The 17,849-nt window shown below is 40.5% G+C and carries 12 protein-coding genes; 6 read left to right on the top strand and 6 right to left on the bottom strand.

Translation table 11 applies throughout. From position 1 onward, the window contains the following. A complete protein-coding gene (locus H1A14_RS21065) occupies positions 1–411 on the top strand; it encodes a DUF6157 family protein (RefSeq protein ID WP_194778287.1) in 411 nt (136 codons plus the stop codon). Positions 412–463: 52 nt separating this feature from the next. Here H1A14_RS21065 and H1A14_RS21060 read toward each other — a convergent pair whose 3' ends face one another. The 6 genes from H1A14_RS21060 to H1A14_RS21035 form a co-directional block, all read right to left on the bottom strand. Then, on the bottom strand, positions 464–2,062 hold the full coding sequence (locus H1A14_RS21060; protein ID WP_194778286.1) for a hypothetical protein: 1,599 nt from the start codon (positions 2,060–2,062) through the stop codon (positions 464–466). A gap of 8 nt (positions 2,063–2,070) precedes the next feature. Next, entirely contained in the window at positions 2,071–4,899 is a 2,829-nt protein-coding gene (locus tag H1A14_RS21055; protein ID WP_194778285.1) for a tetratricopeptide repeat protein, read from the bottom strand. After that, entirely contained in the window at positions 4,896–7,535 is a 2,640-nt protein-coding gene (locus tag H1A14_RS21050; RefSeq protein WP_194778284.1) for a caspase family protein, read from the bottom strand. Before H1A14_RS21050 ends, H1A14_RS21055 begins: the two co-directional genes overlap by 4 nt. 15 nt (positions 7,536–7,550) lie before the next feature. Then, a complete protein-coding gene (locus H1A14_RS21045; RefSeq protein ID WP_194778283.1) occupies positions 7,551–8,615 on the bottom strand; it encodes a patatin-like phospholipase family protein in 1,065 nt (354 codons plus the stop codon). Between the two features lie 460 nt (positions 8,616–9,075). Further along, positions 9,076–10,719, bottom strand: coding sequence for a thiol-activated cytolysin family protein (locus H1A14_RS21040; protein WP_194778282.1), 1,644 nt, complete (start codon positions 10,717–10,719; stop codon positions 9,076–9,078). Between the two features lie 227 nt (positions 10,720–10,946). Beyond that, positions 10,947–12,803 (bottom strand): tetratricopeptide repeat protein, encoded by a 1,857-nt coding sequence (locus H1A14_RS21035; RefSeq protein WP_194778281.1) that lies wholly within the window; start codon positions 12,801–12,803, stop codon positions 10,947–10,949. 384 nt (positions 12,804–13,187) lie between these two features. Here H1A14_RS21035 and H1A14_RS21030 point away from each other — a divergent pair, with 384 nt between their 5' ends. The 5 genes from H1A14_RS21030 (at position 13,188) to H1A14_RS21010 (ending at position 17,828) form a co-directional block, all read left to right on the top strand. Continuing rightward, positions 13,188–14,252, top strand: a complete 1,065-nt coding sequence (locus tag H1A14_RS21030; protein ID WP_194778280.1) for a CNNM domain-containing protein — start codon at positions 13,188–13,190, stop codon at positions 14,250–14,252. Positions 14,253–14,483: 231 nt separating this feature from the next. Beyond that, entirely contained in the window at positions 14,484–15,050 is a 567-nt protein-coding gene (locus tag H1A14_RS21025) for a Crp/Fnr family transcriptional regulator (RefSeq protein ID WP_194778279.1), read from the top strand. Positions 15,051–15,738: 688 nt separating this feature from the next. After that, entirely contained in the window at positions 15,739–16,629 is an 891-nt protein-coding gene (locus H1A14_RS21020; RefSeq protein WP_194778278.1) for an alpha/beta fold hydrolase, read from the top strand. A 90-nt stretch (positions 16,630–16,719) separates the two neighbouring features. After that, on the top strand, positions 16,720–17,160 hold the full coding sequence (locus H1A14_RS21015) for a DUF1801 domain-containing protein (RefSeq protein WP_194778277.1): 441 nt from the start codon (positions 16,720–16,722) through the stop codon (positions 17,158–17,160). Positions 17,161–17,507: 347 nt separating this feature from the next. Beyond that, positions 17,508–17,828 (top strand): hypothetical protein, encoded by a 321-nt coding sequence (locus H1A14_RS21010; protein WP_194778276.1) that lies wholly within the window; start codon positions 17,508–17,510, stop codon positions 17,826–17,828. Positions 17,829–17,849: the final 21 nt, after the last annotated feature.

Here is a 17,849-nt window from a genome sequence, read left to right as displayed (position 1 = left end):
ATGAAAGTACATTCAACCAATTATTTTGACACTTTTATAGCAGTAGCGGAAGACACGAAAGCAGCATTTGGAGTAAGACCACCTTCCAAAGGAAAAAAAACAGTGGCAGAAATGCAGTACGAAATGATGGCCAACAACCCCTATAAGTACACCTCAGATGATATTTTTTTTCAGGTATTTGCAGAACGCAATGATTTGACAAAAGCAGAGTACCAACAGGCAAGAGAAAAATTCTTTTCCAAAGGGCAACCATGCTTCCGTGCCTCCCCATTGACAAAAACCTACGGCTTTGGGGTGCACAGCAACAGTGAAGGTAAAGTGGCACTTTTTGGCATAGAGACAGAGACTTATCACAGGTTTATGGCCGACCCAAAAGTCAAAAAACTGAAAGCCATGAAATCAAACAGGTAACAATTGACAGACTTCCGAAATTAGAAAAAAAAAACCCCAATTTCCCACAGTGTTAAATTTTTTGATCTTCTTCGCTATGAGACAGAACCGGCGTCAACCTGCTGATGGTTTGAATATTGGCATCTGCAGGTAATTCATTGTAAGCAATTACCTTTAAGAAAGGATAGGTTTCGCCCAACAAAGCCTCTACCTTATGTCGGATTGCATCTACTGTCAATATGCCATGTAAAACCTGATGGGCTGGGAAATTGCGAATTTCAAATTCCAGTTTATCAAGTAGGGCAGGGGCTAAGCCCATAAAGTCCTCATTTCCAAATAAGGCATCTTCAAATGAAGGATCAAGCAATAACACCCAGAAAGTAGCAGGAAAGGAGAAATTGGCCACCAATTCATGCTTGAGATAATTCCTGACGCCTTCAGCCAATTGTACAGGATCTTGCAAAGCAGATTCAGCGGGATGAATATCCACCGATAGCACCATCGGATGGTGGAAAAATTCGATGGTATTGTTGTCAGACAAAACGGATTGACGGGCAAGCAGCAATCCTTCCAATACCCTGTAAAAGCTACGTGTAAACATCCCTTGCTGATGCAATCTGCGCCAAACATGGGTCAGAAAAGCTTTGTCATATTTTTCCGACAACCTTTGCCCCATGAGTTGATTTTGAATCTTGGCATCCCAAATGGTGTCGAAAGCAAAACCATTGCTGAACCAACCCGCATATTGTCTAACGTAACCAGAAAGTTGCAATACCCATACTCCCCAAGTACCCCAGGACGAATAAAGGCCCTGTTCAAAAGTTTTCATTGGTCGAATACTAAACGATCCTGATGTATTGGGATGACCAGGGGTCACTAGGTGGTCAAAATTCATTGAAGGGTTTGTTTCAGGCTGATTACAAACAAAATATCCGCCATCAATGGTTTTCAATGCCGGTAAAGGCAAATCATTCAAATAAAGCAAGCCTTGATACAATGGCAATTCGTTCGAAACCCGAAGGGATACGGCAGGTAATACGATTCCATATTGAAAATAGATCCCCTGACACATCAATTGCAAAATTTCTTCTGCACGGCTACCATCTGCTTCATGATACCAAGAAATCATTTCAGGATTTACGGTAAAGCTGATGCCAACTGACATATGGCCCTGCACTGCCTCTTCAAACATTTTGTGCAAGGGGAGTGCCTGAATGTCTTTATCGACGAGGTCTGACAATAAAGATAGGTTATGTCCAAAGGCAATAAAAAGCTGACCAAGCTGCCTCCATTTCCTTTGGACATCTGAGGAAAAATCAAAGAAGTCACCTAGATAGGTGTCGAGTAAAGCATCGCTTAGAAAAAGTGCTCGGTTGATAAGCAATGCGCGACTGATGTATTGGATAAAGCATTCAGTGGTATCCATAAAAGGCAGGCGTCTCGATAATACATCGGGGACTAGTGCTTTCCTTTCATTAATTGTAACAAGCGTTGATGTTTTCGACTCACCCCAATCAAACCTCAAAAAAACATCGTCCTTACCGCAAATAGCCTTAAACAGAAGCAAGGCATAATTCGCAACCCCCTGTCGCCCTGCAACCTCATCGTAACCCTCAAATTTTTCCTTAAGGGAAGATGAAATCGAAATAAATATTTGGCCTTCTGCTTGCATAAAATGATTTACTCAGTGGAAATTTCGATAAGTTCTTCGGGATTTGGGACACCCGGATATTTATTGGTTACAAATTGCAGGAAAGGAAATTCCAATTTGACCATAACAGATAGAGCCCATGCTATGCTGTCCTCAGCTACCAACACCTTTTCTTTTCCCGTAGGATTTGCATTTCTGAAAGCGGCCAATATTTGCTGACATTCCTCTGCGGTAATTTTGAGGTACCACTCTCCTCCTTTAAGCTTACCCAGTGATCGTGCAATAGTACTTTGGATCTTTGGAGAAACGGTGAATTCGGAATTGGTTTTAGGAGAATAGGGGAGCAGCGGTTGGTAGTTCCTGTCCGTTAAAATATCTGAAGCAATCTGCGTGATAGAAAGGCCACGTTGCATGCCTAGCTTCATTCTGAGTAGCAAAGCTTCTTTGTTCAATAAGGGGACCCTGCATGACACAAGGGTTTGTAACAATTCCAAAAATTTTGCAGCTGTCTCATGGTCTTCCCTTTCCAATACATGCCGGATATCTTCATCTTCTATTTTAATGAATCTTACCGCATGTTGCCATATGAAAAATTCAAGTTGAAAAAATATCAAATGCTCAGGCTTAAACATTTCTATGCCTTGCTCGCTCAGTTTATCGGCTTCCCGATAAGACACCCAATGCATTAAGGTCATCAGACCATGTGAGGAAAGAGGCTCGGTTTTAACACCCAGGGCTTCAAACCACTCAGGCTCACCTTGTACCAACAAAGCATCATCCTGAAATTTTTTCCCTGCAACCACAATCAATTCATCAATGCTAAGATAGTAATCGTAAGATGCATTCGTAGTCTCATAGGCCCTGAATTGTAATCCAGGTATCTGTAGCCCATACACTTCTTTCATTCTCCTTCTGAAATTTTCAATTTCCTCCATGAATTCGGGGAGAAATTCATTGCTACCATGTTTCAAAATGAGATCGGAGATAGCGGCATCAAAATCAATGTACAGAGGACGGGGAGATGAAAGATACTCATGGGTTAAGCCAAATACCATTTGACGGATTTGATCTTTGAAGAAAGAAACATCAGGGAACAATAAAAAGGCTTTTTCAAGAACGGCTTTTCTTTCCTTTTCAAAGCTAGGGTTGTCCGCCAACAATTGAATAAACTCCTGGTGAAAATATTCCGTTTTGGGAAATTGAAGTGTGGCCTCACGCAGTAATTCCAATAAAGCGGGAGATGTCCTGTCAAAGGAAAGCATGGCCTCAATCCTTAACCTATACCAAATTTCTTTTCCATGGGTGCCCTCAGCTTGTTCGAGACGGTCTATCAATTGATTCAACTGCGATAAAGCATCAAACCCATCAGTATTTTCATTTTCCTTTAAGTAGTTTTTGTAGAATCCAACAGCATCTTCAATAAACCTATCAATGTGATCATTTTCATCCTTGTCACCTACTGCATGCAAAAAGGCTTCATTGGCATCATCCCATGCTTTCAGGTCTTGAAAGAGGTACACCTGCTGCATATAAATCAACCTGCGGAATGAAGGACAAAGAGGTAAGGCCTGTTTAAGCACTTCTATGGCCCGAGGATAATCTCCTACTTGTTGAAGCAAAAGAATAAGGTTCCAGTAACCATCAAAATGCGCAGGGGCAAGTTTAATGGATGTTGCATGCAATGCTTCTGCTTCCTTTTGGTATTCCTTTTTTTCCAATTCCTCTTCAGATTCCCGGATTTGCTTGGCCTTCATAGCACCAAGCAGATTGTATCCCTCTGGTCGTTCCGTGTCCGTTTCAATGGCCTTGCGAAACCAGTTTTCTGCAGTGGTGTGGTCGTTGAATTTTTCATATGCGGAGGCTGTTGCAATCAAAATATCGTACTGCGCTTCCGGTTCCAAATAAAGCAATAGGGAGGTAGATGAATCAATAAATTGTATCCTAGGCCCAACATCGGCAAAAATTTTATAAGCGAGCTGTAGTTTTTGATGATGGGTGGCTATATGGCCAGGATGCTTTAGTAGGATACCTTCATATTGTTGGATGGCAAGTGAAAAGTTTTCATTTTTCTCATAATAAAGACCAAGACTCAGATCAGGTTGGATATCCTTGGGAAATTCACTTTTGTACCTATTGAACTGCATCAAGGCTTCCTCATGATTCCCTTCCTCCATAGAAATGCGGGCATTGATATCATGGAGATATCCAATGTCAGGAGAAAGTTCCATTGCAAGGTGGATGTGTTTCTTTGCTTTGGTCTTGTTTACCATCCAATGCAATAGTATATCAGCAAGCATGGCATGTAGGCGGGCCTTGTCGGAAATATCCACCAAATCACTTTCTATCAAAGATTCAGCCATGGGCATAACTTCCACCCAACGCCTACGCACCATCAATTGAGCATAATGGACAAGGTCGGGCACATGAGGCGGTCTATTTTTAAGTATCTCTTTTTGCTCTGTTACAAAATTTTTAGCCAATACTAATCTCCAGGTGAAAACCCATTCCAGAAATAAAGCAATAACCAAGCGCTGAGCATGTTCTTCTTCCTCAGTTTGCTGTCTTTCTATGGCTTTCGTGAAGGAGTTCTGAATATGGGAGATGACTGTTGACCTGAATTTTTGTGGCGTATCAGCTTGCCATGAACTGCCAAAGGAAATCGCCATACTATCATCAAGCAATTCCAAACAAGCAGAGAGATTGTCTACTCCCGAAAGTTTGGTTTTGAAATTTTCCATGAAGTTCGCAAATGGAACCATCGGCTCCCCTGCTATTGAGGCCTCCGCATAAGCATTCGCTACCAAAGCGGGTAAACCGGGCTTCACCCATTCCAAAAATATTTTCTCCGCCAAATTCATGGTCTGCGTAACTTGGTGTTTAAAGGCGAGTTGCTTTCCGTTTGTGGTTTAGGAAATATGCCACCCGGTAGGATTGGTCGAGCATTTGCCTTAGTAGTTCCTTCATTTTGAATCTGCATGGTGTCTTTAGCCACCTTCACATTCTCATGTGGATTCTTTCCGCAATGGCTACATACTTTTTCGGTCATATCAAATTCATCAATCAATCTACCGCATGCCTCGTTTTTACAAAACATCCTTTGCTTTTTACAAGAAGGACACCTATAGCCTGCAGGTTGGCCATTGTCATCCAACACAAACTCCTCAGGACACTTTGCTCTGATAAAATCATTGACATTAGGGCATTTATTGTTTTGATTTCTGTTTATGTTGGACGCAGTATTGATGAGTTCAAACCTACCTGATAAATCCGAAAATAAGGCGCTCATCCCTAGAACCCTGTTGCGAGGAAGGGATTCGTCATCCAGACCTGATTGTGTTAGGTTTTTGAGAGACTCATGTACCGCCCGGTAAAGCTCCACCCCTTTGGTGGAGACACTATAAAAGTTTTTAAGAAACGACAAGGTATACTCCGTTTCAAAACCGATTTGTAAAGCGAGTGCACCGGGTATCAGAGAGGCAATATGGAACGCCAGCCCTGTCATCGCTATGAAATTTTGCTCATTCCGGTTTTCTAGCAATTCCGGCTGAAAGACTTTGCAAGGGTGAAAAAAAACAAAAGAGGGTTTGGATTCGCGCATCAACGAAAGCAAATCATCGCTTTTTATCCACTGAGAACAGGAAAAAGCTTCTTTTTCTTTCTGCAAAAAACCAAACAGAAAAGCTGTTTCCGTACCTTTTCCTGATTCCATTTTGGCAACCCCTGCGAGATGAACGACATGGTATTGGCGGGATTTGATCTCCTTTTCCAATGCCGCGATGTTTTCGGGAAATAAAATTTTAATCTGCACCTTATTTCTGATGTCACTTTTGATGTTTTCGATGAGTTGGGGGATTTTATGTGCATAAGGTGAATCGAGCAAGTAGGGTGATAGGGCAAAAAGTATATTGAGTTCAGAAAGTATTCCTTCTTTTACCGCTGCTTGCATCCTGTTTTCCAGCCTCCGGGTAATGGCAAAACGTTCTCCAAAGAAAAATCCCTGTTGATCTTCAAAAGGCTGAAAATAAAGGTATTCCCAAGGGATAAAGGCAGTTTCCAGAGAATCCTTGTCAAACTGAAAAACAAACCGCAATTTTTCAATAGGTATGTTCATTATCCAATTAAAAAAATCCTGAAAGGCCCTTTTGACGTCTTCTCCTGGAAATAGGCGATTGAATAAACTTATGCCCAACAACTCAAATTCAGGGTCGCGCAGGATATCTTCATAAGAAATCCGTTGCAGTAAGGGTATGATCTGGGAAGAAAATCTTTCACTTTTCAATTTGTAAGTGAAATGTTCAGATTGACCGGGAAGACGCAAATAAATCGTATCGTTATTCCTAATATGAATAAAGCCCTCGTCAAGAGATTTTGATGAGGCAGAAAGCGCTTTAATTTCTGTATCAGAAAATAAAGATTCAGGGATACTTCCCGCTTTTTCGTTTGCGATCTCAGGATTTGAGGTTTTCGAATGATCAGGTATTTGAAAATTTATTATAGGACTGAATGTAGGATTAAACTCATTTCGATTCTGATTGACCGCCGAACCGGCACCGGTGGCCATTCCAAGCATGTTGTCATTCCCTGAAATATCGATGTTAAAAACCTGGGACAATAATTGGCGGTAATCCTTATCTTCTTCCATACCCTCCTGCAATAAGGCCTTGGCACCATCTTCCATGGTTAGCGTAGAAAAAGGGTATGAAAAAGCAAAAGGCTCATACACTCCTTTAGGATGTCGGGATAGTACAAAATTTTCAGTTGCACTTTTTTCAAGCAGGGAAAGACCGGGCTTTTGGGGTTTTTCTTTATTGATTTGTTTACTGAGGTAAACTGACCGCTCCCTAACATAAAGGGCAAGGTCAAAAAGCGTGACATTCTTGTCACCCAAATAAAAATGTTTGCCACCGAGCGCTTCTATAAATGCGTAGGTAAAAACACTTACCGGACGGCTGAGGTAAGACACCTGTGCAGCGTGACTTGCTGTCAGTACCACCCTGTTTTTGTTGGCTACGAAGGCTTCAGCATCAAAAGGAAGCCCAACTGCCTGCCATTTGTGGGTATCAACCTGGGTGAAGGCGCCTGCATGGCAACAATCGAGTATGACAAGCATTTTACTTGCCTTACATTTCTTGAGTAAGTTGATCCATTGGTTACCGGCGATGGCAGTACCTGGAATATCGGAATTCTGACTGTCATGCGAGACTAAGTATAAATCATTCTGGACACGGCAACCGTGGCCGGAAAAATAAATGACCACGGTGTCAGCTTCCTCTAAACTTGTTTTTTCAGCAAGATCTTCTAAAGCACTAAAGATATTTTCGCGAGTTGCCTTTTCACTAGTCAGTGTAGTAAGTTGATCATCAGGGATACGGCAATACTGTGTCATGGCAAGGGCGATATTTTTTGCATCATCAGCTGAAACAGCCATCCCAGGAGCATCTTCAGGCCTTTTACCAACACCAATCAACAAAGCATATGACCTTTTTTCTACCATAGTTTCACATCAGTTTTAACCGATGATTTCACAAATACCATCTATTTCCGCACTTTTCATTTTTACATACAACTCGGCTGTTTTGACAAGGGCTTCGATATTTTCCTTAGAAGCATTGTCCATTTCACGGCATTTTTCAGGAATTTCCATGTCCAATCGCTCATACCTTGGGGAGTGGTCAGTATAAGGAGGCATTAGATGTTGCATCGAGTAATGGACACTCTCGGAAACACTGCGCATAAAAATGTCCGCCATCAAGGGTTCAAACCATTTAAAGGCATTCCATTTGGCAGAGTCTTTTGCCCTTACAGTAGTTGGTGCAAAGCCACAACCAAGCGAAAGCATGTAAAACGGCAGGTCAAGGTCATCAGGGGTGACTACTGCTACATATCCTTTGGCATCTTCAGTAGGCATTGATGGTAAAATAATCTCCCGCCTTTGCTTCCATATTTCCTTGGCTTCAGCATAAGCAAGGGTAGAAGGGTTGTTGGCAAAAACACCCCCATCTACCAATACCATGTCTGATTCTCCCTGTCCGCTTAATATATTGGGTTCAAAATAAGTGGGAGCAGCCGAAGTGGAGCGTGCCACTTCCTTCATCTCAAAATCCTCCTCTTTGGGGTTTATTTTGGCCAGCCGGCTGGAAAAATAAAAAGGCATGCCTTTTTCTACATCATGACTGGTGACAAGAAGATTCGTTTGCGCTGTACTAAGGCGGCTTTTTCCAAAATATCGATCAAGCACCTGTTCGATACCGGCTATATCGTACGCCATTTGGGTGGCTGACCCACCCGCACTACCAAAACGACTTCCGAGTCTGCTTAGGAAATTTTTTTTTCTTTTGGTAAAAATGCTTTCACCCTCTTTTTGGTACAAAGAAAGCATTTCTTTCGCCGACAAAGGTGCTGCCTTGCAAAGCCCCATGGCTAGGATACCACCTGTACTCGTTCCCGCTACCACATCAAAAAGTTTGTGAATAGGTTGACCGGTTCGTCTTTCCACCTCCGTGAGAATCACACTCGGTAATATGCCTTTAATGCCACCCCCATCAATGGATAGGATTTTTAGTGCATGCTTCATAGGCTCACTTAAGTTTTTTTAAATTGACAAATAGCACCAATCATTCGGTGCTTAAGATCATCGCGCTGACAATACCCCCGTTTATGGGAATTCCAAAATGCTTAACTTAAATCTTTATTACTTTAAAAAGTGATTCCCAAAAGCGACATAGGGTTATCTGGTATCCTTTGGGTAAAAATTAGATATTTAAATATAAATTCTTTCATTCATTTATACAACTTCCAATCGCGCCATCCCTAGAATTAGTTACTTTTTCTCCACTTAATGCATACCGGTATAATTGTTTGAATTCCTTTGGCTTACACTTATTGATTTTACGAAAAGCTGCATTAAATCAGTTGAATGGATTAAAACCACATTCAAAAGCTATCTCAGTAATTTTTGAAGTTAAAAAATAAGCAGGCTGAAGTGCCTGCTTATTAGTTCAATCCAAATTTGGTTGATAGCTATTTTCTGAAACTCAATTTCGAAATCTGTCGGTTTTGTATATTTTCATCTTAGCATTGTTGTTGTCGTACCAGGACTCCACGAAGGTTTCAACCGGAGTGGTTCCCAAAGTGACCTCCTCCCTGTCTACCCAGCCTGGATAACAACCGAAGCAATTAAAATAATACTCTTGAACCACACGGATATCATGTGCCCCGGCAGGTGGCTGCAGGTTGATGATTTGGTTCACGTTTACATCTTCACTCCAATCCTTTGAATAATAGGACAGGTCAACAGGGATATCCGTGCTGGAATTGGCACGCTTGTAAACCAACAATACCCTTGCCCATCCCGGCCACCTGCTGCTGGTTTTGGTGGAACCATTCCAGATTCGGGCATCATTTTTATATCGGATTCGCTTGTTGTCAATTAACTTGGAAGTGCAGTTTTTGGCGGTGTACTCGGTGGTGTATCCCATTTTTGCAAAAGTATTGTCTTTCAGGTAGCGAATGGTATAGGCTATAGGCACTCCGGGATTGTTTTTGCTATAAACCGCATTTTCTCCTGTGATGATGGGTTTCAAATCTCCAAACCCTTGGGCATTTACCGCATTGGTGGCTACTGCCGCATTACCTCCGATGGTTACCGTAGTGATGCTTGATTTTGAAAGGATGGATTTATACTTGGATTCCAATTGACCGGATGCACTTACAAAACCCCCAGCATAGTTAAAAGCAGCTTCAAGTTCAGCATCCGTGGATTCTTCTGTAGTCTCCATGCGAAACATGATGATGCGACCATAAGAGACTGATTGCACATAGGCTGGGGGCGTCTCGGAAGTCAACCTATTTGCAATTTCTGTAAGGGATATGTCTTTGGAAAATACACTGGAAGGCTTTTCAGGCGTATCCATGGTGATGGTATAAAACACTTGTTTAAATACCATCATGGCCACTCTTTTTTCTGAACTGCTGCTATAATCAAACTGTGCGGCAACAGCCCCGGTGGCCCACTCTACATTCAGACCTACATCAAGGCTCATTTGCTTGGATGAGTAGGAAGTTGTCGCCTGATAAGATGAATTTGCGGCATTGACATAGCCTTCTTGATAAGCCGAGTTATTCCAATGCTCCAGTGCCTTGTCAATGCCCGTTTGTACATCCGAGTTTGTAGGGTTGTCCACCACTATGGTACCGTTCTCTCCAATACCGGGCAAATCCACCCGCAAAGTGACCGGTGCACGCCTCAAAGTTAGCGGATCCGGCAGCCCATCCAACATGCTGCTATTGCCAATTACCAAAGCGCCTGGATAAACAATCCCGTTTGTTGGCCTGAGAATCGCCACATCATCAAAATTGGCCGCAAGGCTGTAGTCGGTTGTCCTACAGGTAGATGCTACGCCCAAGACAGGAGCGTTTGTACTTGTATTGTCGTTAAGAATTTCACGTGAACTAGAGCCGCCACTGATGTTTTGGACATTTAGCATTTCATTGGCGTTGTAATCCAATGCCGAGATGATCCTGTTGATTTCATCTGATTTATCGGCATCCATTTGATCACAATCACTTGTGCAGGGCTCTGTCAATGGATTTTGGTCCTCTTCACTACAAGCGATAAAAACCATGCTGAAGAGGAGCAATAAAAACCCTCTCACGAAAAGTCTGTTTTTTGATTTCATGTTTAATTTTGTTTAGTGGTCTAACAATGCTTTCTGTTTTGTCGGACCTACCCGGATGGTACTAAAGCAACCCCCTGGGCAAAAACACAAAACAAAAATTTGTTGCGCTGGCAACAACATAAACCTATGCTGATATTTTTTTGAATGAAAAAATACGGGGGGTACAAAAAGGGTACACCCCTTAAATGCGACCAAATGAGGGGATTTATAAATAAGAAGGGCTTGAATTATAGAGAAAGTACCCTGGATTCCAAAGATTCTTCAGGGGAGAGCTTCATCTTTTTACGCAATCTTTGTCGTGCTTTTTTGATCCCGTCAACAGAAACATTTAGGATTGTGGCTATTTCTTTGGAGGAAAGATTCATTTTTAATAGGGCCATCAACCGGAGTTCATTTTTGGTGACTTCAGGATACCTGTAGGCGACATTTTTACTGAAATCCATATGCACCTGCTCAAAATATTGGGTGAAATTTTCCCAATTGTTATCGTCATGCTGGTCAAAATTGATGGTTTGTATCAGTTGTTGGTAGCCCAACATCCCGTTTTCAGCTGTCTTTAACTCTTTGGCTTTTCTTTTTACTTGTTCCAGTACTTCGTTCTTTTTGGCCAGATGCAAGGCATGGGTGGTGAGTTCTTTCTTTTTAAAGGCGAGTTCTGCGTCTACTTTTTCTTTCTCTAACCGATTACGTTTTATTTTTTGCCTGACCCCATAATATCCAAGTCCAAAAATTAAAAAAGAAAGTCCCAGGCTAGCACCCAAGAACCACTTTTGGAGGTTGCTTAATTTTTCCCTTTCTTCAAAAAGCGCAATTTCAGTTTGCTGTTGGGCAATCTGTTGCTCCCTTTTTTCGGTTTCATAAATGACCTTAAGTTCTTCGATCTGTTGGGATTTGGTATTGTTAAAAATAGAATCGTTTAATGCCGCATACTTTTGATGATCTTCATAAGCATTGTAGAAATCACCCATACTGGCATATGATTTTGATCTATTGAGATAGGAAGTCTTCAGAGTAGCAATGGAACCTGTACTATCAGCAAATGACATCGCATCCTTAAAACAGGTGATGGCCTCTTGAGGTCTGTTGATCTGATTTAAAATGATGCCTTTTTGGTTTAGAGATTCAGAAATCTTCTTTTTATTTCCCCCTTTTTTTGCCAAGACCAAACTTTGGCTCAGTACTTCCAAAGCCTCATCGTATTGATCGATAGCGGCTAAGCATTTCCCTAAATTTGTTAAGGCACTTGATTCCAAATTGATACTCTTGGTTTCATTGGCCAGATAAACACTTTGTTTTAAAACCTCAATGGCCTTATCATAATCCTTTTGATAATAAAATGTATTTCCGATATCATTCAGCGCCTGAGCTGCAAAAGATTTGTCATTTTTTTTCGTGTAAATTTCAAGGGCCTGAAAATTATATTCCAAACTTTTTTCAAAATTTTCAAGATAGCCCTCAATACCTCCCAAGCTGTTGAGGGCATCAGCCATTCTCAAGGAATCATTTAAGGCCTCAAGTAACCGTAAGGCTATTAAATTATCCATTAAGGCAAGGTTGTAATTTCCTTTTCCCGTGTTTGCCATACCCCGTATCTGATAATCCAACACCACGGTTTTGGGTTTACCAATATCACCAAACTCCTCAATATTCAAGGTCAAAAGTTCAATGGCTCGGTCAAAATTCCCAAGTTCATACTCCACGGCAGCGAGTTGTTGGTTGGCCATCCTAATTCCCCAATCCATGTTCAAGTTGACATATGTTGCTTGGGAGTTTTGGTACAGAATTTTTGCAGAGTCTAGCCGGTTGATGTTGTAATAATAATTGCCCAAGGTGAAATAGCTATTGGCTATGCCGCTCTCAAAGTTTAATTTTTTGGCAAGAGCCAATCTTTCCAAGGCAAATCGTTTTGCTTTTTCGACATCATTGTACATGTATCCATCGAGGAGTCGGTGTAAGGTATGGACTTTATTGGTGTCATCAGGTAGCGTTTGATAAGCTTGCATTAGACTATCCACTGTGCTATGGTCTTGCCCCACACATACAAATCCCAAAAGAAGCATCATTGCAAGAACAAAAAATTTCATAACACCTTGATTTTATGAGGATTCTAAAATAATCTTTTTTTGGGCCATTTCCTTGGATTAAGATTTCAATTTTTAAATAGAAAATTAGAAAATTGAAAGCTTCACCTATTTTTGGCCTCATTTCTACACTTCTTGGCCTAAGGTCTAGAGATGGTTAAATTCTATTGATTGGAGTTATTAAAGCTAAAGAACCGAATCTCATTTTTTTATTCTCTTTCCTAAATTCAAAAATATGGGCTTATATTTATGTAAAAAAGAGCCTTTTCCTTATTCATATCTATTGGACTACTATAGATGGTTTTCCTATTGAAATTAGTCTTAATATCTCAATTGATTAATACTAAGAATTAATCCCTCCCTAATAGCTTAAAGCACCAATAAACTATGGCACTACTTTTCACTTATCTATTCATAGCATTGTTTACTTCATTTTTATGTTCCATCATGGAGGCTGTATTGCTTTCTACACCACTTTCCTATTTAAAATCAAAACTTGAAAATGGAGATGTAAGTGCAGAGACAATGCTTAAACATAAGGAAGATATCGACAAACCACTTTCTGCAATTCTTTCGTTGAACACTGTAGCCCATACCGTAGGTGCTGCGGGAGTGGGAGCACAAGCGACTATTGTTTTTGGAGAAGCCTATTTCGGTATTGTTTCTGCAGTGCTCACTATTTTGATTTTGGTGTTTACAGAAATAATACCCAAAACCTTAGGCACAAATTTTAGTAAAGAACTTGTTGGAATAAGTGCAAAAATTATCTCGGGTATGATTTTCATTACCTACCCCCTTGTTATTGGCTCTTCTTTTCTCACTAAGTTATTATCAAGGAAAGAATCAGAACTAACCACCAGTCGAGAAGAAGTTTCCGCTCTGGCAAGAATAGGAACTGAAGAAGGGATTTTTAACAAAAACGAAAACAAAATAATACAAAACCTAATCAAGCTAAAAAACATTAAGGTTTCAGAGATCATGACACCAAGAGTTGTTGTGGTGACAGCAGATGAGGAAATGACATTTCAAAAATTCCTGGAGAACAAGGAGTTCTTGCATTTTTCAAGGATCCCCATTTATAAAATGAATAAAGACAACATAACTGGATATGTATTTAGGGCAATGGTGTTTGAAAAACTGGCAGAAGATCAATTTGACCTAAAACTAAAAGATATAAAAAGAGAAATTTTAACTTTCCGTAAAAGCACAACACTGTTTAATGCTTGGGAAGAAATGTTGTCAAAACGAGAACACATCTCTCTGGTCCTTGACGAATATGGCGGTATGGATGGGATTACTACTTTAGAAGACATTATAGAATCATTACTTGGTTTGGAAATCATAGATGAGAAAGACAAGATTGATGATATGCAACAATATGCTTTGGAGAGATGGAAAGAAAAACAGAAGAAATATGACTTGCTAAAAAGAGATGAATTAAGAAAGGGATAGCCATCCAAATAGCCCATATATTTATTTTGTATTTACTTACAACCTTTTGAACTAATCTAAAAAAATGGACCTCCTGAGACATGATTTTTTCATAAATAAAATAAAGCTTATTTTTGGATTTTACCTTAGTTTTTACTCAGCTCTCCAAGTCAATTATAATTTATTTATCAATGAAATCCGATACGGAAAATTGTACGAGGATTTTAAATAAAATTTTCTATTTGAAATTTTATGGAACGCTACGAATCCTTTAGATCTATTTACGACATCAGCAGGGCAGACTATGAATTGTTGACTGACCAACTTAAAACAAAGGAATTTAAGAAAGGAGAGGTAATCATTGCTCCGGGACAGGTTCAGCGGTCTCTTTATCTGGTAAAATCCGGGGTGCAGATGGCTTATTTTGATTCGCAACACAAAACCCATGTCATTGCATTTACTTATTTTCCCAACTTTTGCGCCATTCCTGAATCCTTTTCCTTTCAGACCCCTTCCAAATATTTTCTGACCTGCGTGACTAACAGTGAAATGGAATATGTTTCTTTTGAGGCGCTTCAGGGGCTATTTGACCAATCACAGGCATTGGAACGGCTTTTCAGAAAAATGACTGAATTTGTTTTGGCTGGGATGATCAACCGACACATTGAATTGCATGCGTTGACAATAGAGGAAAGGTATTTGAGTTTTTGCCAAAGAAGTCCGCATTTGCTTCAGGTTGTTCCCCACAAGTACATTGCTTCTTATCTGGGCATTGAACCGACTAATTTCAGCAAGCTTTTTAATTCGGTAAGGATTTGAATTTGGGTGTTACGATGGTAAATTACAAACCATAATGCTTTTTTTTCAGGTTGATCCAAATGATCTACGCTCCATTGGCCTTATGCTGAGCCTGCCGTAGCCCACCCGAAGGTCGGGCAGGCACCTCTACTTAAAGACGAAGATCGTTCTCTCCGAAATTACAAAGACCCTTCGACAAGCTCAGGGTGACGACAAAAGTGGCTACAGCTCTCCGAAATTACGAAGACCCGACAAGCTCAGGGTGACGACAAAAGTGGCTACAGCTCTCCGAAATTACGAAGACCCGACAAGCTCAGGGTGACGACAAAAGTGGCTACAGCTTTCCGAAATTGCGAAGACCCTTCGACAAGCTTCTGCCTCACGGCAGACAGGCAGTGTGACGACAAATATGGCTATAGCTCTCCGAAATTATGAAGACCCTTCGACAAGCTCAGGGTGACGACAAAAGTGGCTACAGCTCTCCGAAATTACGAAGACCCTTCGACAAGCTCAGGGTGACGACAAATATGGCAATAGCTCTCCGAAGTAACGAAGACAATCTATCTAAGGATAGACAAGATTCTGCAAGCTTCCAACCGAATATTGACAGGCAGGGTGTTTGAAAAGGGACAAAAAGGTTGGTTTAGACCAAGATTATTGATTGACAAGTTTGTGAAATTTACCAATGAATCATAAAGAACAACATTCTATGAAAAATCATTGGCTGGACACGACTGAATATCCCTTTGCCTCAAATTACTTTGACATCAAGGGACAAAAGCTCCATTTCATCGACGAAGGGCAGGGTGAAACGATATTGTTTGTCCACGGAACCCCTTCATGGAGTTTTGAATACAGAAACATCATCAAAAACCTGAAATCCAAGTACAGGTGCATTGCGGTGGACCATATGGGGTTTGGGCTGTCTGACAAGCCTGAACATTACGATTATGCTACACAAAACCACAGTAAAACCCTTGAGTCCTTTGTGCTCCAAAAGCAATTGAAGGATATCACACTCGTGGTTCATGACTTTGGAGGTCCCATAGGCTTGGATTTTGCAATCCGAAATCCTGAAAGAATAAAGCAAATAGTGATACTAAATTCCTGGCTATGGAGCAGCGAAAAAGATCCTGATTTTATCAAAATGCGAAAAATATTGAAAAGTCCTTTTTTGCCATTTTTGTATCGATACCTAAATTTTTCGCCTAAATTTATATTACCCAATTCATTTGGAGACAAAAAAATCCCGAAAAAGACCTTGACTCAATATACCCGACCTTTTGGCAACAAAACGCAGCGCAATGGTGCTTTGGCCTTTGCAGGATCACTGCTGAACGATCAGGACTGGTTTGAAGGACTTTGGAACAAAAGGCAGGCTATTTCAAATAAGCGGACCTTGTTGATTTGGGGAATGAAAGACCCAGTAATCAAAACCCAAAATCTGGAAAAGTTTCAAAGCGGTTTTCCACTTTCCAAAACCGTTCAATTGGCTGCCGCAGGTCATTTTCCGCAGGAGGAGCAACCGGAGTTGGTTGCAAAAGCCATCCTTGAATTCCTGACAGATACTAAAAAGGAAGGAAAATCTGTGGCGCATTGACTAAAAAAACTTACAGGCGTTTTACCTTTCTTACGAAGGTGAATATGCGGTGAATGTTTATTTACTTTGATATACTTTAACAGGACAATCATGCGATCAATTAGAAAAATTCACCCTGACTTTCAGTTTTTTCTGGATTTGAAAGACCAAGAAGTAATCGATTTGTTTAGCGATATGCGCCAATTCATTCTCGAACTCTATCCTGAATGTAATGAACTGCTTTACCATACCCATGCATTGACTGCCGTTTTTTCAATCACAGAGAAATTGTCAGATGCTTTTTGCATGTTGCCGATTTACACCAATCATTTGAACTTGGGTTTCAACAAAGGAACCATGCTGCATGATCCAGACCATTTGCTGATAGGAACGGGCAATTTGATCAGGCACATAGCTATAAAAAGCCCAAAAGATTACCGAAACCCCAAAGTGGAAGCCTTGATAAAACACGCCGTTGATTTTGCCGTCAACGACATGGATGGGCCAACCAAGTCAATGGGCAAGACCATATCCAAGATCAAGAAGAAATAAAACCACAACCCAACATCCATCACGTCAATTATAAGTATTTTATTATATTTTGGATCCAGTTCCAATTATGATCAAAATGAAGAATGAAATATTGATTCTTTTTAAATGTGTTGTTTTATTAATTGTCATCAGCTTTTTTTCCTGCGAACAGAGAGATACTACGGTTGACGAAAAACTTATTTTAGAGGTTCTAAAAAAATTATATAGAAGAAGATTCCCTCTACAGGACTGAAAATATTTCTTCGAAATTACTACATTTCATTTATTATGAGACTCAATTCACTGAGGATGGTCTGGAAATCCCTCCTCCAGTAGATGCCTATGTAGGGGAATACATGAATGAAAATATGCTAGTAACTAAAATCAATCAACCCAGATATTTCTCCTCCAAAGATTTAGACCACATCAGAGAACAATTGATCCTTTCAGAAGAAGTGGCAAAGCGTAATAGAATCATTGACCTCAATGATTCAGACTTGACCAATAAAGGGGATAAAATAAGTGTTTGGTATAACTTTTATGTTCCAATATTCAACTTAGATAGTTCAGCCGTCTACGTTCAGTATGATTATAATGAAAATGTTTATGGAGAAGGCAACGGAGCAGTTTTGATAAGAAAAGAGGATCGATGGGAACTTTTAGTTTGGTTAGATCGCTGGATGACATGAAAACTATTTCTTTATAACAAT

This window comes from Pararhodonellum marinum (genome assembly GCF_015354735.1).
Taxonomy (GTDB): domain Bacteria; phylum Bacteroidota; class Bacteroidia; order Cytophagales; family Cyclobacteriaceae; genus Pararhodonellum; species Pararhodonellum marinum.
Note: the sequence above shows the minus strand (reverse complement) of the source record. Positions and strands in the feature narration are given on the sequence as shown.